The sequence below is a fragment of the Peribacillus sp. V2I11 genome (assembly GCF_030817135.1).
In the GTDB taxonomy this organism is placed as follows: Bacteria; Bacillota; Bacilli; order Bacillales; family DSM-1321; genus Peribacillus; species Peribacillus simplex.
Window position 1 is genome coordinate 444,011 of record NZ_JAUSYW010000001.1, and the last position, 24,343, is coordinate 468,353.

Annotated in this window: 21 protein-coding genes and 1 pseudogene; 5 read left to right on the forward strand and 17 right to left on the reverse strand. The window is 38.1% G+C overall.

Features of this window, described 5'->3' with window-relative positions:
- Window positions 1-15: 15 nt before the first annotated feature.
- The 4 genes from ltrA to QFZ73_RS02120 form a co-directional block, all read right to left on the reverse strand.
- Entirely contained in the window at window positions 16-1,278 is a 1,263-nt protein-coding gene (ltrA, locus tag QFZ73_RS02105) for a group II intron reverse transcriptase/maturase (protein WP_307262363.1), read from the reverse strand.
- Between the two features lie 606 nt (window positions 1,279-1,884).
- Window positions 1,885-2,436: a dihydrofolate reductase family protein gene (locus QFZ73_RS02110; protein WP_307262367.1), complete on the reverse strand. Its 552-nt coding sequence runs from the start codon at window positions 2,434-2,436 to the stop codon at window positions 1,885-1,887.
- A 37-nt stretch (window positions 2,437-2,473) separates the two neighbouring features.
- Window positions 2,474-2,632: a hypothetical protein gene (locus tag QFZ73_RS02115; protein WP_307262372.1), complete on the reverse strand. Its 159-nt coding sequence runs from the start codon at window positions 2,630-2,632 to the stop codon at window positions 2,474-2,476.
- Between the two features lie 460 nt (window positions 2,633-3,092).
- Window positions 3,093-3,233: a hypothetical protein gene (locus QFZ73_RS02120; protein WP_251437533.1), complete on the reverse strand. Its 141-nt coding sequence runs from the start codon at window positions 3,231-3,233 to the stop codon at window positions 3,093-3,095.
- A gap of 220 nt (window positions 3,234-3,453) precedes the next feature.
- Here QFZ73_RS02120 and QFZ73_RS02125 point away from each other — a divergent pair, with 220 nt between their 5' ends.
- The gene (locus QFZ73_RS02125; protein WP_251437535.1) at window positions 3,454-3,780 is read left to right on the forward strand and encodes an antibiotic biosynthesis monooxygenase family protein; all 327 of its coding nucleotides are present in this window, start codon (window positions 3,454-3,456) and stop codon (window positions 3,778-3,780) included.
- Between the two features lie 1,300 nt (window positions 3,781-5,080).
- Here the strand turns inward: QFZ73_RS02125 and QFZ73_RS02130 are convergent.
- On the reverse strand, window positions 5,081-5,650 hold the full coding sequence (locus tag QFZ73_RS02130) for a GNAT family N-acetyltransferase (RefSeq protein ID WP_307262379.1): 570 nt from the start codon (window positions 5,648-5,650) through the stop codon (window positions 5,081-5,083).
- Between the two features lie 149 nt (window positions 5,651-5,799).
- Window positions 5,800-6,561, reverse strand: coding sequence for a class I SAM-dependent methyltransferase (locus tag QFZ73_RS02135; protein WP_307262381.1), 762 nt, complete (start codon window positions 6,559-6,561; stop codon window positions 5,800-5,802).
- Between the two features lie 432 nt (window positions 6,562-6,993).
- Here QFZ73_RS02135 and QFZ73_RS02140 point away from each other — a divergent pair, with 432 nt between their 5' ends.
- Window positions 6,994-8,778 (forward strand): laminin G domain-containing metallophosphoesterase family protein, encoded by a 1,785-nt coding sequence (locus QFZ73_RS02140; RefSeq protein ID WP_307262384.1) that lies wholly within the window; start codon window positions 6,994-6,996, stop codon window positions 8,776-8,778.
- Window positions 8,779-8,939: 161 nt separating this feature from the next.
- Here QFZ73_RS02140 and QFZ73_RS02145 read toward each other — a convergent pair whose 3' ends face one another.
- The 7 genes from QFZ73_RS02145 to QFZ73_RS02175 form a co-directional block, all read right to left on the reverse strand.
- Window positions 8,940-9,836 (reverse strand): DMT family transporter, encoded by an 897-nt coding sequence (locus QFZ73_RS02145; RefSeq protein WP_307262387.1) that lies wholly within the window; start codon window positions 9,834-9,836, stop codon window positions 8,940-8,942.
- Window positions 9,837-10,181: 345 nt separating this feature from the next.
- Window positions 10,182-11,009 (reverse strand): ABC transporter permease, encoded by an 828-nt coding sequence (locus tag QFZ73_RS02150; protein WP_307262390.1) that lies wholly within the window; start codon window positions 11,007-11,009, stop codon window positions 10,182-10,184.
- Window positions 11,010-11,029: 20 nt separating this feature from the next.
- Window positions 11,030-11,845 (reverse strand): ABC transporter ATP-binding protein, encoded by an 816-nt coding sequence (locus QFZ73_RS02155; protein ID WP_307262392.1) that lies wholly within the window; start codon window positions 11,843-11,845, stop codon window positions 11,030-11,032.
- Between the two features lie 28 nt (window positions 11,846-11,873).
- Window positions 11,874-12,932 carry an ABC transporter substrate-binding protein gene (locus tag QFZ73_RS02160; RefSeq protein ID WP_307262395.1) on the reverse strand — a complete coding sequence of 353 codons (1,059 nt, stop codon included), beginning with the start codon at window positions 12,930-12,932 and terminating at the stop codon, window positions 11,874-11,876.
- 392 nt (window positions 12,933-13,324) lie between these two features.
- Window positions 13,325-13,711, reverse strand: a complete 387-nt coding sequence (gloA2, locus tag QFZ73_RS02165) for an SMU1112c/YaeR family gloxylase I-like metalloprotein (RefSeq protein WP_251428226.1) — start codon at window positions 13,709-13,711, stop codon at window positions 13,325-13,327.
- Between the two features lie 559 nt (window positions 13,712-14,270).
- Complete coding sequence (locus tag QFZ73_RS02170) at window positions 14,271-15,683, reverse strand: DHA2 family efflux MFS transporter permease subunit (protein WP_307262401.1); 1,413 nt, start codon at window positions 15,681-15,683, stop codon at window positions 14,271-14,273.
- 1,018 nt (window positions 15,684-16,701) lie between these two features.
- Window positions 16,702-17,466, reverse strand: a complete 765-nt coding sequence (locus tag QFZ73_RS02175; RefSeq protein ID WP_307262404.1) for a hypothetical protein — start codon at window positions 17,464-17,466, stop codon at window positions 16,702-16,704.
- A 608-nt stretch (window positions 17,467-18,074) separates the two neighbouring features.
- Between QFZ73_RS02175 and QFZ73_RS02180 the strand changes: the two genes are divergently transcribed.
- Window positions 18,075-18,974, forward strand: a complete 900-nt coding sequence (locus QFZ73_RS02180; protein WP_251428220.1) for a DMT family transporter — start codon at window positions 18,075-18,077, stop codon at window positions 18,972-18,974.
- 179 nt (window positions 18,975-19,153) lie between these two features.
- Here the strand turns inward: QFZ73_RS02180 and QFZ73_RS02185 are convergent, their stop codons facing one another.
- The 3 genes and pseudogenes from QFZ73_RS02185 to QFZ73_RS02195 all read right to left on the reverse strand — a co-directional run.
- Window positions 19,154-20,512, reverse strand: a complete 1,359-nt coding sequence (locus QFZ73_RS02185) for an IS1182 family transposase (RefSeq protein ID WP_307262410.1) — start codon at window positions 20,510-20,512, stop codon at window positions 19,154-19,156.
- 328 nt (window positions 20,513-20,840) lie between these two features.
- A complete protein-coding gene (locus tag QFZ73_RS02190; RefSeq protein WP_307262412.1) occupies window positions 20,841-21,584 on the reverse strand; it encodes an SDR family NAD(P)-dependent oxidoreductase in 744 nt (247 codons plus the stop codon).
- 53 nt (window positions 21,585-21,637) lie between these two features.
- Window positions 21,638-22,030 (reverse strand): annotated as a pseudogene (locus QFZ73_RS02195) (SDR family NAD(P)-dependent oxidoreductase); the annotation flags it as partial.
- A gap of 213 nt (window positions 22,031-22,243) precedes the next feature.
- Here QFZ73_RS02195 and QFZ73_RS02200 point away from each other — a divergent pair.
- A complete protein-coding gene (locus tag QFZ73_RS02200; protein WP_307262415.1) occupies window positions 22,244-22,744 on the forward strand; it encodes a hypothetical protein in 501 nt (166 codons plus the stop codon).
- Complete coding sequence (locus tag QFZ73_RS02205; protein ID WP_307262418.1) at window positions 22,729-23,382, forward strand: LuxR C-terminal-related transcriptional regulator; 654 nt, start codon at window positions 22,729-22,731, stop codon at window positions 23,380-23,382. Before QFZ73_RS02200 ends, QFZ73_RS02205 begins: the two co-directional genes overlap by 16 nt.
- A 166-nt stretch (window positions 23,383-23,548) precedes the next feature.
- Here the strand turns inward: QFZ73_RS02205 and QFZ73_RS02210 are convergent, their stop codons facing one another.
- The gene (locus tag QFZ73_RS02210; protein ID WP_251428214.1) at window positions 23,549-24,295 is read right to left on the reverse strand and encodes a TerC family protein; all 747 of its coding nucleotides are present in this window, start codon (window positions 24,293-24,295) and stop codon (window positions 23,549-23,551) included.
- Window positions 24,296-24,343: the final 48 nt, after the last annotated feature.

Here is a 24,343-nt window from a genome sequence, read left to right on the forward strand (position 1 = left end):
ATACGGCGGTTCAGTTTAAGACTGACGTAGTTTTGTATATCGTTCATATAGATTTACTAACCCATGATGGAGCCAATAAACATTATTAAGGGTTTTGTCTAGAATAGGACTATGCGCTATGCGCCAATAACCCTTTCTGCTATTTCCCCATTCATATGCTTTTCCAAATGGGACGCCTAATCCTTTGAGTTTCCTCACCCTCGTTCTTGGCAATTTCCATTGCTTCCATAGGCACATCCTGAGTCTTCTTCGAATCCATGAATCTAAATTCTTCAATACGTTCGGAGTATCAATGAGGGCGAAATACCCCATCCAACCTCTAAGGTATTGCTTTAACTTATTTATTCGGAGTTTCATGGGTATCGGTAATTTTCTCGAGGTCATTTCCCTGATTCGTTTCTTTACTCTCTTCACCGTTTGTTTAGCCAGTAGAACCTTCGGGTTCTTCTTTGACTTCGTGAAACTAAAACCGAGAAACGTTCTGTTCCAAGGGCGATCATACTTCGACTTCTCGTAGTTGACCTTTAGCTTCAGTTTATTTTCAATGAAGCTTGAGATATTTCCCATTGCACGTTTGGCGGCTTTTCGTGTCTTCACAAAGATAGTACTGTCATCCGCATACCTTACGAATCGAAGATTGCGTTTCTCTAGTTCTTTATCTAAATCGTCTAACATGATATTAGATAATAAAGGACTTAACGGACCTCCTTGCGGAGTTCCCTCCTCACTTTTATGAAAAAGTCCGCCTATCATAATGCCTGCTTGAAGGAATTTACGAATCAGTTTGAGAACTCGTTTATCTTCAATTTTCCGCTCTAACATTCCCATGAGCTTGTCATGATTCACTTTATCGAAGAATTTCTCCAAGTCCATATCCACTACCCATGTATAACCTTCGGTTATATAGGACTTTGCCTTTCGAACCGCCTGGTGCCCTTGTTTGTTAGGGCGAAATCCATAGCTATTCTCCGAAAAGGTTGAGTCATATATCTTGGTAAATATTTGGGCAATGGCTTGTTGAATGAAACGGTCTAGAACGGTTGGAATACCCAATAGCCGAACTCCGCCGTTTGGTTTCGGGATTTCGATACGACGGACGGGCTGCGGTTGATAGGTACCCTGTAAAAGGGCAGTTTTCATGTTGTACCATTCGGTTACGAGGTGCGGTCTCAGGTTTTGAACCGGCATTCCATCTACACCATGGCTTCCCTTATTTCTTTCTACACGCTTCAATGCCTGTATTAAGTTTTCCCTCCCTAGTATCTGTTCCATTAACATCGTTGATATCCTTTCTACGTGGATAAATGGTCTATTTGTGCCTTTATCTGCTCCACCCTTTTGAAGTTCCCCGTGTATTCACCACTTCTTCCTTCAATTAAGTTCCGTTAGGAATTGTTTGCTTCTTTGCAGATAACGAACGCCTAGTATTCATCCTCCTTAATCTGTTCGGTCCTTCCTTATCTTCTCGAGTAGACAAGTACTATGACCTCTGCTGACTTCTGATGATTCAGCTGTCCATCACTGGACAGGTTACCAAGTGTACTTGGCTGTCATCAGACCTCCCCGGGTAAGAGTGCAATCTTTCCCTCCATCTATCTGCTTCATTTACTCTGTACCACCTTCGGCAGTAAGGACTTTGTTTTGTTTCGCAAACTCATCCAATGATACCTAGCCTTATATGAAGTTCGTGTTCCTCAGACCGGAGGTTTGCCGCTTGCTTCCTTCAGATTCCACGTCACCGTGGACACCCTTGCATTAAGCTAACCACTACTACTGCCTTCATGGTTCGGGACTTTCACCCTATAGATTGCACCCATGCCGGGCGCACGAAAAAGGCTGCGCCAGTGCAGCCCTATTTATTGAAGGAAAGCCCTCTACATATTCCTAAGTATAAATAATATTATATGTGGGTTTAATCACTCCGTTTGGATATTGTTTCATTTCAACTAAATCTAATTTTAGACTTGGCTTAATGCTGCCAAAAAGAGGGATGCCCTCACCTATTATGATTGGATTCACTTTCAGCACCAATTGATCAATGAGTTTATGTTTTAAAAACGTTCCAGCCAGTTCTCCGCCCCCGCAAAGCCATAGCTTTCCGTCACCTTGCTGCTTAAGGTTTTTTATAAACGCCACGGCGTTTTCTTTGATAAGTTCTACCTCCTCATTGGATTCAAACTGAAGGGAGCTCGAGAATATATAATGTTTCAAACCCTTATAACCTGGTTCACCCGGTTTAGCTCCGAATTGAAATCCAAATTCATATGTTTTACTACCCATCAACACCGCTTCATATTGCTGGATATCGGATAAAAAGTCTGGGACATGATCTCCTTCAAATAAGAAAGAAGAATGATTGATATTCCCTTCCAACATTGCTTGGTCGGCAATGAAATTGTCCAACGAAACGGCTACATGATATACCAATTCTGCCACTTAGTCATCCCTCCAAAAGTGATTACACATTTTACACTTACGTAATTTCATTAGCCTCATATGAACGTGTCCCATAATTTTTATAAAAGGTATCAGATACCATATCCAACAGGGATAATTCCTTTCCATCTAATTTACTTCTATTGCCCTCGATTTTTGTCCATACTCCATAGGGCACATCTACATGTTCTTCCATTTCCATATACCACCCAGACACAATCAGCCACCGTATCCTATCAAGATTGGATAGTGCGTATGAACTTTCTCTTCTCATAACGGCTCTATATATTTCATGGACAAAAGCAGCAGCTTTCCTCTCCAATGCTCAACTTCATCAGGTGAAGGTTTATAAACTAGCTTTACGGATTCCTTAATAACATGACTCATAATATTAAAAGGATCATAAATGACTTCAACCTCTTTTAACCAGATGGAGGGAACAATTTCCTCAGGTGCGTGATACCAGCTATCCACTTTCACTAAGGTATTATAATGAGTGACGACATACGGTGAAGAAGGATTGTAGTCTTCGTGAAATGATACATTTCCCCAATTATTGGCTCTATTCCTTTTACCCTTTAAAAAATCTGCTTTCCGTTCTGAAATAACAATGGTGTGCAAATCTATATCAGAGTAGTTATCATCGTTTCCTTTTGCTATAATGAACCGGTTAGGTAAATAGCCAAAACATCAGGATCTGCTGATAAATCTGTTAACGCATTTTCCAATAGAATATCGCGTTGTTTCGGTAAAAATGCATCTCTTTCTATATGTTTACTAACGAATCCCGCACACAAAACCATCTCCTTTTTTTGCAAAACTGCCAAAGTAATATATATTCGTTAATCAGGAATAAAATCCCTTCCATAGAATTGCCGTGTCAGTGTTATATATACTGCTTCTTATCTCCTTGTTTTCTTGGCTGGATATCAAGGTCCCGATTTACCGGGCATAATATCCATGTTCTCGCATATGTGGTATTATTTTGAATATTAAGTTAAAAGGAGGCATCATTTCATGTTTCTTGCAAATACTCCCGAACCACCCTATTACGCTTGCATTTTCACTTCTCAAAGAAGCGATAAGGATGCCGCAAGCTACAATTCAACCGCGGAATTCATGGGCGAACTTGCCGCACAACAAGATGGCTATTTAGGAGTCGAAAGCGTAAGAGATCAAGACGGGTTAGGAATTACCGTATCCTATTGGAAGTCCTTGGATGCCATAAAGCTTTGGAAAGAAAATGCTGCTCACAAAAAGGCTCAAGAAAAAGGTATGAAAGATTGGTACTCGTCATACTCCACCCGAATTTGCAAGGTTGAAAGAGATTATACAAGCAAATAAGGAAACTAAGATTTCATGTACATACATGGTTTTTTATGCATTTTCAGCTATAAAAAAGACCGCTTTTTTAGCGGTCTCAGACTGTAGACAAACTCGAAGAAAAGCGAGTTTCCCTGCAGTTTTTTCTTTAACAAACGTTTCAGTTGATTTCAGAAATCCGCTCCCTTTCCGCCGACTGTCTGCCAAGCCGCATCAAAGCAAGCGTCTGTGGGGTCTCGGCTAGTCAGTTATTCGGCAGGAGTGTCGCAAATTTCTTCAATCTAGTGAGGGTTTCATTCATATAAAAAAGGAAAAAACATGAATAATAGCCAGTCTACTTTTAATATCATGGATTGAAGTAAGGCCATTCCTAAGTCCCTTTAGCCTCCAGTTCTTTTTTTGAAAAAATGTTCCAGTTGTTTTCAGAAATCCGCTCCCTTTCCGCCGACTGTCTGCCAAGCCGCATCAAAGCAAGCGTCTGTGGGGTCTCGGCTAGTCAGTTATTCGGCAGGAGTGTCGCAAATTTCTTCAATCTAGTGAGGGTTTCATTCATATAAAAAAGGAAAAAACATGAATAATAGCCAGTCTACTTTTAATATCATGGATTGAAGTAAGGCCATTCCTAAGTCCCTTTAGCCTCCAGTTCTTTTTTTGAAAAAATGTTCCAGTTGTTTTCAGAAATCCGCTCCCTTTCCGCCGACTGTCTGCCAAGCCGCATCAAAGCAAGCGTCTGTGGGGTCTTGGCTAGTCAGTTTTTCGGCAGGAGTGTCGCGAATTTCTTCAATCTAGTGAGGGGGTCTTAAAAACCCAAAAAACTAGAGTATAACCTAGACTTGTTTTAAAACCTTGGTTCGGGATAAGACTGTTCAGTACCCACCTTTTTTTGACAAAAAGGTTTCTATTTAAATTTAAAACAAAGTTGATTGGAACGGAAGGTACGAGACTCCTGCGGGGGAATGCGCGTCTAGGGGAGGCCCCATAGGCGCAAAGAGCGCCGAGGGCGGACCACCCGCGGAAAGCGAGTGCCCTACGTTCCAATCAACGTTCAAATTTTACAAACCATCAATAAACCTGTAGAACATTCAATTATTATCGAGTTTATATAGGCAGAAAACGATATAATGAAATCCGATTCCAGTTTATAGACAAAAGGGTTTCTATCTAAATTTCAAAACAAAGTTGATTGGAACGGAAGGTACGAGACTCCTGCGGGAATGCGCGTCTAGGGGAGACCCCACAGGCGCAAAGAGCGCCGAGGAGGCTCCCCGACCGCCCACGGAAAGCGAGTGCCTGGAGTGGAGATCAACGTTTTCTTTTAAAATCATGATAATGAATTAAAGGAAATGTCATTTAAATCTTCTTTTATGAGTGAGTACATATATAAATCATCGAATTTGCCACAAGTATATTCATAATGCCTTAGCAATCCTTCTCTTCTAAATCCCTGTTTTTCCACTAGTTTTTGGGATGGGTGATTATCAGGTTCAATTAGAGCTTGAATCCTTTCTAGGTGAAAGTGACGATAACCATACATAACAACGGCTTCCAACGCTTCACTAGCAATGCCTTTTCCCCAATGACCTTTACTTAATTCATATCCAATTTCAGCTCGATGATGTTTGGTGACCATATTCAGAAAACCACAACTTCCTATAACCCTACGGGAATCTTTTAATGTAATTCCCCATCTAATTCCCGAACCTTCCTGGAATATTGATTCGTACCACTTAATTTCATCCCCTACGTCATTTACTGTCTGGCATGGATCTAACCCCATTGGCTTCACTACATCCGTATCAGATAGATATTTAAACATATCACCCGCGTCTTCTATTGTTACTTCCCTTAAAATCAATCGTGGTGTTTCAATAAGCGGAAATACCTTCTCCATCCTATTTCCCTCCTCCAAAGTCCTCTTTTCCATATTTTACTTTTTTAATCATTACCTAATTAAAGCCAATAATCAACGCTTTATTGGTTAAGAATTAATGATAATAAATAAAAGGCGTCCCTACTTTCGTAGAAACGCCTTTTATCCGTTTACTTGTTTCCTTCATTTAAAGAATTCGTTTCCTTTACTGCTGAAATCATTAAAAACATGGGCCTTCGATTTTCATCTTTCATTTCAGGAACACTTTTTAACATTTCATCTGAAGGCATCGGTTCCCTTACTGCTTTTATGCTGAAACCAGCACCAATCAAGCCATTCATATATGTTGAAATCGTACGATGATACTTTACTACGTTTTCCGTTAGGAAGGTTGTTTCTCTCAAACCTTCGAATTGATAGTTGTCAACTGGCCAATGCAGATGATTTCCGTGATCATCTACATACCAATCTTGTTCGTTGCGAGAAGTAAAGATTGGATGTTCAACCGAGAAAACAAAAGTGCCCCCAGGCTTTAGACAATCATGGGCCTTTTTGCAAATGGCCTCATATGACTCAATATAATGAAAAACCAACGAACTGATAACCACATCAAATTCAGAATCGGAAAAATCAATGTCTTCAATTGGCGTTTTAATATATGAAATGAAAGGGTCATCCGTTTTCCCGCGTGCTCTTTGAAGCATGTTGTCGGAAATATCCACACCTACGACAGAACTAGCTTGTTGCTCACGGGCAAATCGGCAATGCCAGCCAAAACCGCAGCCCAAATCAAGTACCCTTTTATTACGCAGATTTGGCATTAGCCCTTTTAGTACATGCCATTCTCCAGCAGCTTCAAGTCCTTTGACTGAACGAGGCATATGCTCATACGCAGAAAAGAAATTAGCATCATCATATTTGTTTTGTTTCATAATTTATACATCCCCTATAATTCAAGATAGCCTCCTAAGATTTATCCCACTTCTATTACAGGAGGCTACCTTTCTCCTTCTCACCATTTTTTTCACCTCTTCTTCTTGATGAATCACTGTCCTTATCCTAACACATTGCTTGTTTTCCTACCTCCCCATCTGAAGTTCATATTTATTGATCACTTTTGACAATTAGTTGTAATCCTTGATTTTAACAAGATAAATCATCCGCATTAGGCCTTATCTCCTAATGCCTTTTTAAGGAATAAGACTTTTTTACTCATCCTTAATAAGTTATTAAAAAAATAAGCAAACTATACCATATTGCAGCTATACGGAATCTACCTAGGCTTAGTTCGCTACAAATTAATCCAGGCAGTAAAAAGGATAAATGTATATCACTTAATCAAAATTTAATGGGGTGAATGTTTTATGAGAATGAAAAAAGCATTAATAGGTCTCTCACTCTTATGTATGATTGTTCCTGGTATTGCCAAATCGGCTGATTCCGTTGCTGAAAATAATCGAAACAATATCGTGGCAAATTGGAAATTCACAAAAAAACATGTTAAAAGCGGTTCAATCGATAAAGGTAATTTAATTATAGAAGATACAAGCAAACATGGAAATGATTTGGAGTTGGTGACGATAGGCGATCCTGCCTCGACTGAATTAAAAAATATGATTCAATGGTCTGAAGAAGATTATCATGATCAAGAAAAAGTGGATAGCTTGAAGTTCGCTAATTATGAAAACGCCCCTTCAGGAAGATATTTCAAAACCAAAAAGGGTTCACCTATCAATTCGGAGAAATTCGATAAGGGTTTTACCATTGAAGCGATTTTTAAGTTGCCAAGTGATTCAAAGAGTGTCATGGGGCTTTTTTCTAGACAAGGTCAGGCTGCCGATCTTAATAAAATGGAAGGCGAGAAGAAAATCCTTTCTGCTTTAACTGTGTCCAGTGATCAAAAAATCCACTGGACAAGCCATCCATCTAATTTAAATTATAATGTAAGCAATTGGTCTCGATCATTAAATGCTGATGAATGGTACCATTTGGCGGTTGTTAATGATGGTAACACGACGACTTTAACTTTGAATGGCGTTAGTGATTACGGAAAATCAGAAAAAGTAATAGGTATTGCAGCAGTTAAAGGTAAAGGCTGGAACATCGGAGCATCTGAGTGGGGAAATAAGTTTAATGCACTATTCAAAGGGAATATCCAGGAAATACGAATTGCTAATAAGGCTTTAACTGAAAAAGAATGGCTTGTGCAGGATGCTCGTGACGATGAACCATTCGAAGGATCAAACAAAGCTTTACCCTTTCTAACGAATAAAAAGAATTATAATTTTCTTTTTATACCAGATACCCAGAAATATTCAAGCCAAAATCCAGAGATTTTCGATAGCCAAATGACCTGGATTTCCAATAACGCCAAGAAGAACAATATCATCATGAATACATTTGTTGGGGACATTGTCGATAGTGATTCAGAAAAACAATGGCAGAATTCCCTCGGAGCCATTTCCCATTTGGATAAAAAGGAAGTTCCATATATGATGGCAGCTGGGAATCATGACTATGCGGACGGAGATCCTTACTTAACACATTATGGACCGCAGCGTTTTTTGAATAAAAAATACTATAAGGGGTCTTCTCATTCTGGGTATAGTTCATATGCAATCGCTAAGGCCGGGAGTTATGAATACTTAGTTTTAATAGTGGATATGAAAAACCTGCATAAGGACCTTGAATGGTCAAAGAAGATTCTGAATCAGCATAAAGATAAACCGACAATCCTCGTCTCGCATGATATTATATTTCCGAAGGTTAAGGGTGATAAAACCATTGCCGTCGAATCATCTAATGGCCGGCTGATTTGGGATGAACTCGTAAAGGACCATAATCAAGTGTTCATGACGGTTAATGGACATTATTTTGGGATAGCACATCGGGTAAAACAAAACTCAGCAGGAAATGATGTCATACAAATGCTGGTCAATTACCAAACGAATTATCGAGGGGGGAATGGCTGGCTAAGACTTGTAGAATTTGATGAAAAGAAAAATGCATTGGTATTCCGTACCTATTCCCCATTTGTCGACGAAATGTCTAAAAAAGAAAAATCCTATATCGATTATAAATTTTTAACAGGTGAGAAAAATTCATTTAAATTGGATTGGGACTTTAAAAATAGATTTAATTTTAGGTAATTAAGAGGAGGAAAAAACCCAATTCCCCAGGTGTAACTGATCGATCTCAGTAACCTGGGTGAATTCCTTTATTGGGTGCCCTCCTATGTGTTGAGTCGCTCAAGAAGGATAAACGTCCATTCTTAAAATGCTGCGATTTTTCTAGTTGGTTTAAACAACCATCATGCTGCTTTTTTCATTACTGATTTATACTTTCCGAACCCATTGACGACAAGAACCCCTAATATCGCAATTCCGCCGCCAATGACCGAAAGAGTACTAGGTACTTCCCGTAGCCAAACCCAAGCGACGAAAATGGCAATCACAGGTTCAAGGTATAACAAACTAGAAACGGAACTGGCTTTTCCTAATGATAGTGCGACTGCCCAAGTTACATAACCGATGGCCGCAGGGAAAATACCAACAAAAATCGCTGATAAATGACCTTCCATTGTAGCATTTTGAATTTCTTGAAATAGCCCAGGAAAAAATATAAAAAAGGGTATTGTACCGATCCATGTGAAATAAGCTGTCAATTCAATCGGATTATAGCGGCTAAACAGAGGTTTTTGGAAAACAAAAAACACCGCAGAAGCGAAAGCGGACATCAGCACTAAAAAGGCTCCTTCAGAAATATTCAGGGAAGGGCCTGCAGTACCTAATGTTATTAAGGTGATCCCTGTGAATCCTATTCCTAAACCAATCCATCCGAATACACCGAGGCGTTCTTTTAAAACGAAAGCAGCAATGATCGCTATGAAGACAGGTGCTGAACCAATCAGCATTCCAGCCGTTCCCGCCGAAACTGTTTGTTCCCCGAATGTCACCCCGATATGGTAAATACTTATACCGATAAATGCAAGGATCGATATCCTCAACAGATCCTCTTTTTTCGGGAGTCGAAATTTCACCCCAGGCCATAGAGCATAAAGGACAAAAATCCCTGATGCTATAAGATAACGAACAAGTACCAAATGGCCAGCTGAATACCCGCCATGTAAGCTTGCACGAATAGCAGCGAATGTAGATCCCCAAATAATAACTGTAATTGATGCCAATAAAAATGCCTTAGTGTTCAAAACCCATTCCTCCCAACCATTCACTATAAACTGAAGGTATCATGGATACGTGAGAACTTCAATAAAATTTCTATCTCACTGTGAAGTGGCATAGTAAAATAACGAATTAGAGCACTATCTGTCAGTAATCATCTCCGACGAAAGTAAATACCAGATGGGCTTGGAAAGGAAATCTTGATGGATCAGATTAGAAAAGCATGCTGAACAAAAGGTGCTTCGTATAGGAAGCACCTTTTGTTTACAATTACCTTTATAATTTATTATATCCAAGATTTAAGCACTTTGAATATTGTCTTAAGGCTTTTACATTGTAACCATTTTGTGCAGCAATACTGTTATATTCATTTAATTAACTATTTTCTGGTTCCAAGATGAAAAGCGTCTTTCAATAATGCCTAATAATGAAGTAAGAATGATTCCCGTAATGGTAATGACTAACACTCCAACAAACATACGATCTGTTTGTAGATTTTGACCATTGCTTGTCAATTGATATCCTATACCAGCTGTCGAAGCGAATAATTCACCTACAACTACAGCAATTAATCCTTGACCAATACCTAAGCGAATACCGTTTAAAAGGAATGGTACCGTCGAAGGCAAAGCAATTGTTTTAAAAATTTGAAATTCACTTGCACTAAATGTTCTTGCTGCTTTTATTAAGTTTTGATCTAATATTAACATAGCTTTTTGGGCGCTCATCACTATTGGAAAGAAGGCCATCAAAAATACTATAACAATTTTTGATGCTGGTCCTATTCCGAATGCAATTATGATCACTGGTAAAAGCGCGACTTTAGGAGTTACATATAATCCCGAAATGAAAGGGTTGACTACCGCATTAAAGTTAGAATTCCAGCCCGATAACACACCAATTGGAATTCCAATGAGTATTGCTAAAACAAAGCCTGCAACAAATTCGTAACCACTTACTTTCATATTTCCCCAAAAAGAAATTTCTTGGACCATTAAAACTGCCGCTTGTGCAATTTCAATTGGTGAGCTAATAAACAATGGATTTATCCATTCATTTTGAGAGGCAACTTCCCAAAGCAACAGGAATATTAAAACAGAAGCAACACTGATAAAAAATGACTTTTTTTCTTTTTTTATTTTCTTCGCCTTTTTTATCTTGTGCTTTGATTGTGTAAGTTGGATAGTACCCTTTGTCATATTATTCTCCTTTCACCTTATTATTTTTCTTTATTATCGAAACCTTGTTTTGAAGACTCCTGTTCAATAATGGACCATATATGATCTACAAACTCTAAAAATTCTGGGCTACGCTTCACATGGAGAGCTCTCGGTCTAGGTATATCAACATCCACAACCTCCACTACACGTCCTGGTCTTGCCCCAAAAACAAAAACCCTATCAGCTAAAAATACCGCTTCATCGATTTGGTGTGTAATAAAAAGACTTGTCTTTTTTGTCTCATCCCATATTCTAAGTAACTCACCTTGCATAAATTCCCTAGTTTGTGCGTCCAATGCCGAAAATGGTTCATCCAGTAATATTAAAGAAGGGTTTACCGTTAATGCTCGAGCCAAGTTTACCCTTTGCTGCATCCCCCCTGACAATTCGTGGGGATAATGATTTTCATAACCTTTTAAACCGACCATTTCAATAAATTCTTTGGCCTCTTTCTTTTTCTCTTCAGTTACTTGCTTTAATAGTTCAACTCCATAGAGAACATTTTCCAAAACTGTTCTCCAAGGTAATAGACTCGGGTTTTGGAAAACCATTGCCCTATCTTTGCCGGGTCCATCAATTTTTTGCTGATCTAATAGAATTTCTCCCTTACTTGGCTTTAGTAATCCAACTACGGTATTTAAAAAAGTGGTTTTTCCACATCCGCTCGGTCCTACAATACATATAAATTCACCATCTTTGATATTTAAGTTTATATTCTGCAGGGCAATCACTTCTGCACCAGTTTTATTATTTACGTAAGTAACGTCTAAAAAACGAGTAGACAATTTGAAATTTCCCAATTGTGCATTTTCCATTTTCAATATCATCTCCTTTCTATTCTAATTATTTTTTAAAAGCTTCTTCTATATAACTATTTGTCCAAATAACATCTTCAGTTGTATCCTGTTTAGTAGAAACGCCTGATAACTTGCCAAATTCAACTAATGGATCCTGGGCATTATCCCAAGCTTCTTGATTCATTTCTCCATAGCCTTTAAAAGTGTCTTTCAATCCGATTATTGATTCCTCTAGAATATCAACATCAATTCCATCAAAGTAAGAAACGATTGATTCGGCTGCCTCTCTTGGATTATTACGTGTAAATTCCATACCTTTCCCAATTGCCCGAACTACTTTCAAAGATGTTTCGTGATTTTCTTCTAAGTATTCTTTTTTAGCAAAAACAGCTTCCCAGACCATATTCCCATACATTGGCTCTTCACTTGTATTGATTACAATTTCACCAACATCTTTACTTTCCGCTTGTAAACCCATTGGTGGTGATGCTATACCCCCGTCAACAATCCCCTCCTGCATACCGCCAATCTTCGAACCATCACCTGCTAATTTGACGGTTTTAAGAGTATCAGGATCTACACCATGTAATTGCATTAAATAACGAGTGTATACATCTCCAGAATCGCCAACAAGGTTTGTACCAATAGTTGCGCCACTTAATGAAGCAACTCTATCTTCAAATGATGAGTCTTTAGAAACACTCTTTTTCTTTTGATATTGTTTAGAGAGAGTAATTTGATAGGTAAGCGCCGAATTTAAAGATTGAATCGCCAATAAATCTTCATCCTTGTCAAGAGGAGTAAACATACTTCGAGGACCTGAGACCGCAAATTGAGCTTCACCTGATAATACAGAAGCAATTACTTGTGCTCCACCACCACCAGATACAATCTCAGCTTCAATTCCTTCTTTTTCAAAAAATCCTTGCTCGATAGCTACATACAAAGGGGCAACTGACAACAACCGTGCAGGTTCTGTAAAAGTAAGCTTAACTGCTTTTCCTCCTGAATTCCCTTTATTTTCTGTAGTTGTTTCGTCACTTTGACTGCAAGCAGATACCATAAACACCAAACAAAGTAGAACCAATAATTTATTCTTAAACATATAACTTACCTCCCTAAATCATTTTTTACTTAATTCCTAACTTCGAGAACACAATTAAAAATTGTCCATTAGACATCTATATTTCCTCCTTGTTTTGTTTTATATACAAAACGTAATTTTATATACATATCAATTCTAAATCAGCCGTCCCATTTGGGTCAATTATAATTTTGGAAAATTTAGATAATTCAGTGGATTGCTGCACAAAAAAAACACTCATATAGAATGAATGAGTGTCGTTTTCCTTTAACTTCGTATAGAAATATGGAATATGCAAATGGAGATCAATCAGTTAATATCGACATCTATTTAGGGAATCTTCATAACTTAATTTGAAATAAGCAACCCCCATCATGCCTAAAAAGTCATCCGTAAATACCAACTGGAAATTGCTATTTTTCATATATTTCAAGAGGCAAATCATCCGGATCACAAAAAAAAGTAAACCTTTTTCCTGTTAACTCATCAACACGGATAGGTTCGACTGGAATGTTTTCTTTTTCTAAATCTTCAATCGCTTGATTAATATCTTCCACTTCAAAAGCAAGATGTCTAAGCCCTCTTGCTTCAGGATAACTTGGACGATGGGGGCTATCAGGAAATGAGAACAATTCCAGCTGATATTCCCCTCCGACCATTAGATCCAATTTATACGACTTCCTTTCTGTCCGGTATGTTTCCTTCTCGATATCACACCCTAAAATATTTACATAGAAGTTTTTGGATTTTTCATAATCGGAACAAATTATAGCTGCATGATGTATTTTTTTTACCTTCATTTACTTCCTCCCTAGGAACATCGGTTATTTATAATCTGATTTTACCAAAGTTATACATTGATAAAAACTTAAATTTCAGTTCCTTTTATTAAAAATGGCAGGATATCATTCGCAAAGAAACCCTTTGTCTTTAGGTGTGGAAATATCTTAAATTAAATCTGGACTATTTTTCATTTCTTCAATCTTTAAAATTGGTGCTGATTCAGTATCTTTTTTTATTTCATGAGTTACCATGACGAAGGAATGATAGGCCTGGGAGGGAAAGCCTAGGGGCAGCGTTGGAAAACGTTCATACTATGGTGAAAAATGAAGTTCTATTGTTCTTTTATTTCACGATGCCTTAATGTCCCTAACTTACTTTATTTATCCGTTAACATACATTCAATATGGAACCCTGCGAATAAGCAAGTATTTACGAGAAAATCGTATTAAACTGAGGGAGTTCAATAAGGTGAGCGAGCCTGGCGGCGAAAATAGGATATTTAGTTTAAAAAGAATCACAAGTAGATGAATCTATATTGTGATTCTTTTCAAGCATAAAAAACTCGGATTCAAATCTTTAATTCTTCTCTCCGAACTCTTTTCCTGCTGATTTTTGATCCTTTATTTTAAAAGAAATCAGGAAGCTAATTAACGAAAGTACAGCGATGACAATAAATGGAATTTGCGCGCCATACATATCAGGATGTACTATCTCGGGACGCTGCTGAGCATTTTCGGTAGCTGATGTCATCACAGTGACAAGTATTGCTGTACCTACAGATGCTGCAATCATTTTCATCGTATTATCCATTGCTGCACCATGGGCAATTAACCGTTTAGGCAGCTGGTTTAAGGCAGCCGTTGAAACAGGCATCATAACCATGGCCAATCCGAACATCCGAATACTGTACATAACCATAATAAATGTAAAACTTGTCGAAGGACCAACATCTATATAAGTAAAGGAGGAAGCGGTTATGATGAGTAATCCGCCAATAACCAACCACTTGGCCCCAATCCGGTCAAAAATACGTCCAATGAACGGGGACATTAATCCGGTAATAAGTGCTCCAGGGAGTATGGCTAATCCAGCTTCAAATGCGGTAAATCCGCGCATGTTTTGCATAAATAGCGGGATTAGCGTTTCGGCACCAATCAGACCCATAAAGGTAATGCCTCCAATAATAATAGCAAGCGGGAATATTGAATACGTGAACACACGGAACTCCAGCATTGGATGCTTCAATCGCAATTGCCTTTTGATAAACCAAACAAGTGAAATTGTTCCAATGCCTAGGGATATGATAGTACTCTCGTCTGCCCAGCCATAATTACCAGCAGCTGTAAATCCATACAATAATCCACCGAAACCCACGGAAGATAAAACAATCGAAAGCACATCCACTTTTGGCCGTGTAACTTCTGTTACATTTTTTAAAACGAAGAACGCAACTATGATATCAATAATTGCAATTGGAAGAATGATAAAGAATAACACCCTCCATGAGTAGGTCTCCGTAACCCAGCCCGACAAAGCGGGCCCAATAGCCGGCGCGAAGGAAATGACCAGCCCGACCAGTCCCATAGCTGCACCCCGTTTTTGAACAGGGAATATCATTAGGAAGACCGTTTGCATTAACGGGAGCATAATTCCGGCTCCGCTCGACTGAATCATCCGTCCTAGCAGCAGCATTCCAAAATTAGGAGCTAGTCCCGCAACCAATGTACCAGTAGCAAAAATCCCCATGGCTGAAAGGAAGAGCTGTCTGGTGGTATAGCGCTCCAGTAAAAACGCGCTCACAGGGATCATGATCCCATTAACCAGCATAAAAACGGTAGTTAGCCACTGTGCACTATTTGCCGTAATATTCATTTCCTCCATTACAGGAGGAATCGCGGTAATCATTAATGTTTGATTCAAGATCGCAATAAATGTACCCGCAAGCAAAAGGCCAATAATTGTTGAATGTTTACTATTTGTTGAACTCAATTATGGTCCTCCTTTACGATTAGGAAAAAAACATACTTATGTAGATTACACGAATTTACATTAGATATCCACTTATTTGCTGTTAAAATGAAAGCAATAAAGTCGGCATTAAATAATAACTCTCCCTACAAATAAAAGGGGATTTCCTTTGAAGAACCAGCTGCATTGATGTACTTTCTATTGGCCTAGTCATAGGGTTGCTGTTGAGCCAAACACGGAAGCACTTTCAAAAGTCACTCCCTATAAGAGCAGGTCAAATAGCCGCAGTAGACATCAAAACATTCATATCAAGTGATCGACTTTTTAATGTATAAAAATCACTCTTAACTGGCTTATAACCACTAATCACCATTGCAATTACGTTATCGAAATTTGCTTAACGTATGTTTCCGCGTTTTGGTACTTTTTTTATTTTGTTCAGCAAAAGGGCCATTATCTACAATATGTTTTTCCGCCATATTCTTAGTTTTTTATAAATAACATGATAGAAGAAAGTCGTCAGTTTTAGAGAGGTTTTTGCTGAATTTCGGACTCTATTGAATGGCACTCTCTTAAAAGATCCATAAATGGTTTAAAAATTAAAGATATGAAAAATAGTCCAAATTTTACTTAAAGATATTTCCACACCTACATCTAATTCATGTTGTTTATTTAGCTTCTTCTTTTATAAAGAAAAAGATCAAAAGAGGGAGAACTAGTCATTTTAAATGATTTGGTCTTCCTCTTTTTTGAATAATCACTATCACTTATTAGATTCCAAAGCCCAGCATGAATTTGCTACATATCTCCATCTTTATATTTCCCAAAGTTATAAAACCAACATTCGGTAAAGACCAAATTATCTTCTGGATCGGGAAAGCCCAACATACAAAACCAATACTAGTGAATATAAATGAGTTAGTAAACCCCTTGTGGATGCGATAATCCTAGAATTTCCGGTTAATTTAACTCTTCTATTTCATTCTTTAAAAAGTTCAATATTTTCTTTATCCCTCCTGCAAATAAAAAAGCACCCAATTTAATGGATGCTTAGATTTCCTTTCTTTCGTAATCTTATTTCAAATTTATCACTGAAAAATTCATTGGCATTAAATATAGTACTAATGTCTGAAATATCACCAACGTTCACAATTAAAGCTTCATCAACTTCTAGACCTGTGAGAACTATGCGATATTCATATTGATTTTCAAAGTATTTATCTTTCCAAAAATAAATATCTGTCCCTTGATTTTTATAAGATCTCATCCTAGCTGAGGAATTGATGTTATAATCATCATATTTTACCAACCCACCTCTGTATGCATACCCTTTTTCATTGAGCGTTTTAGTAATTCTGTCAATAAATTGTGATGGGGTAACAAAAATCAATCTATCTCCGAACTCGTTGATCATTTTATCGATTTGTTCTTTAGGTAAATCAAATTTGGTATAGTAATACTTTTCATCCTCCATAACCACTTTTAACATATCGCCGACAATTGCAAACATACAATATAATGGTCTTTTTTCATTTATATTTTTTCTGAAATTCATCTTTTTAGTTCGCCCCGACATTTTTAATTCATGGGTATCTTGAGTAAAGAAATTCATTGTTAATTCCGTAAAAACATGTGCAGCTTCAAATTTGTCTCCTACACCTTTTTCTCCCGAAGCGCTTTCCATATCAATATACTTTTTGAAATTGTTCATATATAGATCTCCAGACAAGAAACTTTCAACAAAAGGTGTGAACTTTATAAATCCAAAAACTTGACCTTTAAATCCAACGTCTGATATTTTCATACTCTTCATTCCCTCCTATTTGACTACTAAATTCGACAAATGGGACTATTCAGCGGTATTTATTCACAAGACTATTAAGGAACGTTAACTGTTAGTGAACATGTAAGAATGTATGCCTAGTTTAGAAAGAATATACACGCTTACCCGAAGGAAGAACAATCTCACTGAGACGTGTCAGTACTATGCATAACAGCTCAGTATGCTTTAGCAATTGGTTATTTTAAACAAGTATATGTTTTTTCATTATTAGTCATATCCGCTCTTTATTACATCTACAGCTAGAGGATCCTCAAACTTCAACATAATATGCCCAGGCGACTCCTAACCTTTTTCAACAATTTACTCCGTACGGTATAAATGAAGAAGGCGGCCAGGTGAGATGCCCGGAGCAACACTCCCTGACCTTTCTTGGAAAACCTCCATCTTTTGAATCGATATGTAAACCTGGGTGGACTATTCGGAAAAAGGAAATGCATGCCAATTGTATCTCGCGTGTATTGGCTGCAGCTAACACATTCACACCAATCAAATATAACTGATCGTTTATCTTGTATTAATAATTTTTAGTAGTATTATAATTTAGGTACGAACGTTAAGGAGGCACTACCATGAAACAAATTTCTCGAACAACTACAGCTTTGCTGCTAATATTCCTTGTGATTGTGTGGGGTGTCAATTGGCCATTATCTAAAATGGCGCTAAATTATACACCGCCAATATTATTTGCGGGAATAAGAACTGTCTTGGGAGGTTTGATTTTACTAATTTTTGCACTACCGGGATATAAAAAACTTCGCTTTAAAGAAACATGGCATATATACCTAATTTCTGCTTCTCTAAACATTATTCTCTTTTACGGTCTTCAAACGGTAGGTCTTGGTTATGCACCAGCAGGATTGTTTTCGGCCATTGTGTTTATTGAGCCAGTATTACTTGGGATTTTCTGTTGGATTTGGCTAGGGGAATCCATGTATGGATTAAAAATTATTGGATTGATTCTGGGCTTCGCAGGTGTTGCTATTATTAGTGCAGGAGGATTTACAGGTAAGGTTTCAGTTATAGGTATTATTCTAGCCCTTGGCTCTGCATTATCCTGGGGATTAGGTACGGTTTTTATTAAGAAAACAGGTGATCGTGTTGACTCCATTTGGCTGGTTACATTACAACTTATTATGGGAGGTCTTTTTTTATTAATAGTAGGTACAAGTGTCGAAAGCTGGTCAAATATCCAATGGGAAATGTCGTTTATAATAAATTTACTCTTCATCTCTTTCTTTGTAATTGCATTTGGGTGGCTAGCATTCTTTACACTTGTAAATTCAGGAGACGTGAGCAAAGTTGGTTCTTTTACGTTTCTCATCCCACTTATCGCAATTCTTTTCAGTTCTTTTTTGTTGCATGAAAATATTACACTAAATTTATTAGTTGGTCTTTTACTTATTTTGATTAGTATTTTGTTTGTAAACATCAAGCTAAAATCACAGACTAAATACGAATCAAATCTATAAAATAAAGGCTGTTTCGAAAAGATTATGGCTAATGAATAAATATAAAAGGCGTACATTGTGTACGCCTTTCAGTTTGTAGACAAAAGGGGTTCTGAATTAAAAAATTCTGAACCCCTTTTGAAATTCCCTTTGAATTTTCGCCTAAAGTTAAGAGATTGGGGCTCTACGAGCCCACTATGTTAGGCCATTTTTGGACCTCGCCATGTCCAATTGGCCATCTTCTTTAAATTAATGGCAGCGAAAGTAAGCATCGCCTGCATCGACAATTTTTTAAGTCCCCTTAAAGTAGTCCAACGCATACCATGCTTTTCTTTTGCATCTGCGAATACACGCTCAATCGTTTCTTTACGTTTTGCATATATAGGTTTTACATCTTGATGATGACGCAGATGATCTGCTTCTTCCACATGTGTTTGCCAGATATGCCGTGTCACCACTTTTTGACAGTCTTTGCTTTCTGTACACCGAGATAAAAATGAGCATGTTGTACAAATTTGTTTTGGCGATTTGTACTCGCGATAGCCCTCTTTATTTGTTGTTGAGTACTTTAAAGTTTCGCCCGAAGGGCAAAGGTAACAATCAAAATGTTCATCGTATACATAGTCCTGTTTGCGGAAAAATCCTTCTTTGGTGCGAGGACGTGTATAAGGTAAAGCCGGTATGATTTCTTTGTTAAATAGGTAGCTTGTAATCGCTGGTGTTTTATAAGCTGCATCTGCGGCAACGGCTTCCGGTTTTCCAACTTTCTCAATCACTTGTTCAACTAGTGGCTCTAAGATCTGACTGTCATGTGTATTTCCAGGTGTTACAATCGTTCCCAATACAAAACCGTTGCGGTCTGCGGCCGCGTGGAATGAATAGGCAAACTGTTTTGTTCGTTCATCTTTCACATAGTAGCCACTCTCAGAATCCGTTGTACTTTCTTTAATCTCTTTGGTCTCTTCTTTATCAAATTTATCTGGTGGAAAAGGCTTTTTTCCATGGTTTTCACGATCTTGATTGATTTCTTCTTGAAGACGTCCTTGATACGCTCGTGTTTCTTTACGAACGATTTTCTTTTCAAATTTCCGTTTATTCGCACTGGCTTTCACATGTGTGGAATCCACGAAAACGTGTTCAGCACTTATTAACTTTTTATTAGCAGCTGTCATTAAAATGCGATAGAAAATCTGTTCAAACAGGTCTGTATCTTTAAAGCGTCGCTCATAATTTTTCCCGAACGTAGAGAAATGAGGTACTTTATCATGGAAACCATAGCCTAAGAACCAACGGTAAGCCATATTGGTTTCAACTTCTTCAATCGTTTTACGCATGGAACGAATACCGAAGGTATATTGAATGAAAGTCAGTTTAACTAAAATAACTGGATCAATACTTGGGCGTCCTACCTCTGAATACATATCTTTCACCAAGTCATAAATGAAAGTGAAGTCAATGGCAGCCTCCATTTTACGAACCAAATGGTTCGGTGGCACCAGTTGATCTAAAGTAATCATTTCAAGTTGATCTCGCTGAATAGAATCATGTTTAGAAAGCATCCTCATCACCTCAAGTTTTAATACTTCTATTTTAAAACAAAAATGACTCCAGGCAAAAGTGTTCTATCTAAAAGGTAAGACAAAGTTGATTGGAACGGAAGGTACGAGACTCCTGCGGGAAAAGCGCGTCTAGGGGAGACCCCGCAGGCGAAAGCCGAGGAGGCTCCCCGACCGCCCGCGGAAAGCGAGTGCCTAGAGTGGAAATCAACGTCCAAATTGTACAAGCCATAAAAATAGACAAACTCGATTTTCATCGAGTTTGTCTACAGTCTGAAAGGCGTACATTGTGTACGCCTTTTGTTTATTTTCTGAACCAGCCGAATAAAACTTATACTGCCGTATAACCGCCGTCGACTATAAGGCTTGTGCCTGTAACAAATGAAGCATCGTCACTTGCAAGGAAGAGAACGGCTTTCGCCACTTCCTCCGCTCTGCCTAAACGGCCGATTGGGTGTAAATCGATCAAACCTTGTCTTATTTCACCTTGTGCTTCCGCAATAAGTGGTGTATCAATATATCCAGGGCAAACTGCATTGACACGAATGCCATCTTTGGCATAAGTCGAACCTAATGTTTGTGTTAACAGTTTGACCCCGCCTTTCGCAGCAGAATAGGCTGTTACCCCCGGCTTCCCTGAATGGCTATGGATGGAGCCTGTATTGACAATTGCGCCGCCAGTAGATTGTTTTTGCATTTGCACTATCGCATATTTATCGGATAGGAAGACACCGGATAAATTAATATCAATTGTTTTTTGCCATTGTTCATAGCTTAACTCATGGATGTTTCCGTCTCTTGCAATCCCTGCGTTTGCGAACATGATATCCAGTTTTCCATATTTGTTAACCGTCTCTTCGATCATATTCTTTACGTCATTTTCTTTCGTCACGTCAGTTTTAACAAAAAGAGTATCATACCCTTTTCCATTTAACTCATCTGACACGGCTTGTCCATGATCAGCAAAATCGGCAATGACCACCTTTGCTCCTTCTTCTGCAAATAATTGAGCTGTCCTTGCACCAATCCCGCTTGCTCCCCCTGTTACGATCGCCACTTTATTTTCCAATCTCATATTTAAACACTCCTTGGTTTTAGTTTTTTATATCTGCTAGAACGGTAGGGATTTTAGCGAGCAGTTGCTCCGCCATCTATCACAAATTCGGTACCCGTCGTATAGGAAGATTCGTCCGAGGCAATGAAAAGCACTGTATTCGCCACATTGTTGACGCTTCCCAGATGTCCCAACGGGAATTCTTTACCCAATTCATCTTTTGTACTGCCCGTTTGTTCAGATGCATAGTCCGCCATCCCGGTATCGATATATCCTGGATGAATCGAGTTTACACGGACTCCTTTTGAAGCATACTCGATGGCAGCATCTTTAGTCATTGTCCGGACGGCTCCCTTGCTTGCACCGTATAAAACATGACCAGGGGCGCCAATCAAGCCAGCAATGGAAGAAGCGTTTATGACTGAACCTTTATTTTGTTTCGCCATCAGTGGCATAATATGTTTCATTCTCCCTAGGCGACCATTCTTATACAAGCAAAAAGCTGACTGCAATGTGAAATCCTTGATTGAAATAGAATGGCCATCAAATAGCTTCATTCTGTGTTCATACATTTATTTTACTCCTTACAATTTGAATTACTATCCTATAAAGTGCTGTATAATAATAGGGTTAGTCTCCCCTTTTTATAGGGTATTTTGTTTTAGGGAGAAGGAATTCACATGGCTCAGCCCTTTCATGCATATGAAGAAATAACATTGCAGCAATTCATATTATTCATTAAAAGTCATAACAAACAGATTGAAGAAAATATCAATATTTATTTGAATCTAGAGCCCTACATATTAGAACCTGAACGTAAGATGATACAAACATTACTGGAATCATTTTTACTATTTTTATCCGCTCCAAACATCGAGGACATAAAAGACACATACGAAGAGCACTTGGATACTTGGCTCCAATCACATTTACCCCATTTAAATGAGAATCATTTCAGCATGTTCCGATTAATCTTTGAAAAGTCCATTGTTACCTTAATGGTAAACCTGAAACATGCCCAAACCCTATCCATACTTATGTTTTTATTATCCATTTTCTCTCATCTCATCCATAGCTATAACAAGTGGATGGTCGACGAACCGGAGCAACATCCCAAAACAAACAAGACAATGCAGAACTTAGAAGACTGCAGCTACTGGACAAATTGGATGAACTTCTAATTAACTCAGCAGGATTTAAGGATTTTGCTTTTATCCTAAAAAAATGTGAAGAGTTCTTTAACTATAAAAGATGTGTTTTTTATGCTTATATTCCTTGGTCCAATCAATTTTATGGCACCATTGGATTGGAGCTGCCAAAAGTTCAAAGCATGAGGGGTCAACTCAGCTCCAAGCAATCCATGGTATTCAATTCAAAGAAGCCGGTATTTTTAAAGAATCCTCATAATTACATTAAAGAGGAACATATACAGCTATTTAATCTTTCGTCTGTCATTTTTGTACCGATTGTTCATGACCAGCAAGTGTTCGGCTGGTTGACCTTTGATCAATTAGGGGAGGAATTCGAGTATTCAATAGATGAACTGACTTTACTTGAACAAGCCGGAAAACGGCTAGGTTTATATTTATCAAGAAAAGATGATGAGGTATCAATAGGTACCGACATACAATTGACGGAGCGGGAATCCATGATTTTAAATTTGCTGGCTGAGGGCTATAACAATAAAAAAATGGCCGAATTATTGCAATTAAGCGAGCATACCGTTAGAGATTATGTAAGCAGTTTAATGACAAAATTTAAAGCCAGGAACCGTACACAAGTGGTAGTCTTTGGATTTCGCTTAGGTCTATTAAAGTAAAATTGAATCAATCAACAGCTTTGTTGATTTTTCATGGCAATTTGTCATACTCTCAACATTATCAAATCTATGTAGAAGGTCATTCTATATAAACAAAAAGAAGACCGGAAAATTTTTTTCGGTCTTTAATCTTCTTGAAATTTTTATTTATTACTAAAGATATACCTTATTTACCTTCACCTTTTTTCACTGTTTTTCCAGATAAAAACCATCCGCCTATAGCAATAAGAAGCATGACTGACCAAAAGATTATATTCCAAATCGGTCCTTCAACAAAATCGTGAGGGATAATGTGCACGGCTGGATGCGCAAGGGTATGCATTAATAACTTAACCCCTACCCAACCAACGATTAACATGGCTGCCGTTTCGAGGCTAGGTCGCTCCGTCAGTATCTTAACGAAGTACCCTGCTGCAAACCGGATGACGATTAAACCTGCAATTGCTCCTAATAAAATAACAATGAATTTTGCCCCATCCATACCTCCTATATCACCCATTGGTGTATCTGGCAAGGCAATGACAAGAGCGACTGCAGCTAAAATGGAATCAATAGCAAAAGCAATATCAGCTAATGCAATTTGCGCAACGGTCATACGGTAGCTTTTCCCTTTTTCCTCTTTTTCCCCGTGGTCCTTTTTTAGTAAATGCTTTAATGCGATGAAAATCAAATATGCAGCCCCAATTGCTTGAACTTGCCAAACATGGAAAAGGTACGAAATAATGAAGATTGCACCAATCCTAAATATAAAAGCCAAAAGCAACCCAATATTAATCGCTTTCTTTTGCTGTTCTTTTGGTAAATGCTTTGACATGATGGCTAAAACCAATGCATTATCAGCAGATAATAAACCTTCTAAAAAAATTAGAATAATTAACACCCAGCCATATTCTAATAATAACGATAGTTCCATGATACCCCCCTAAAAGCATGTATAAGAATGCGTATATGACTTCAAACC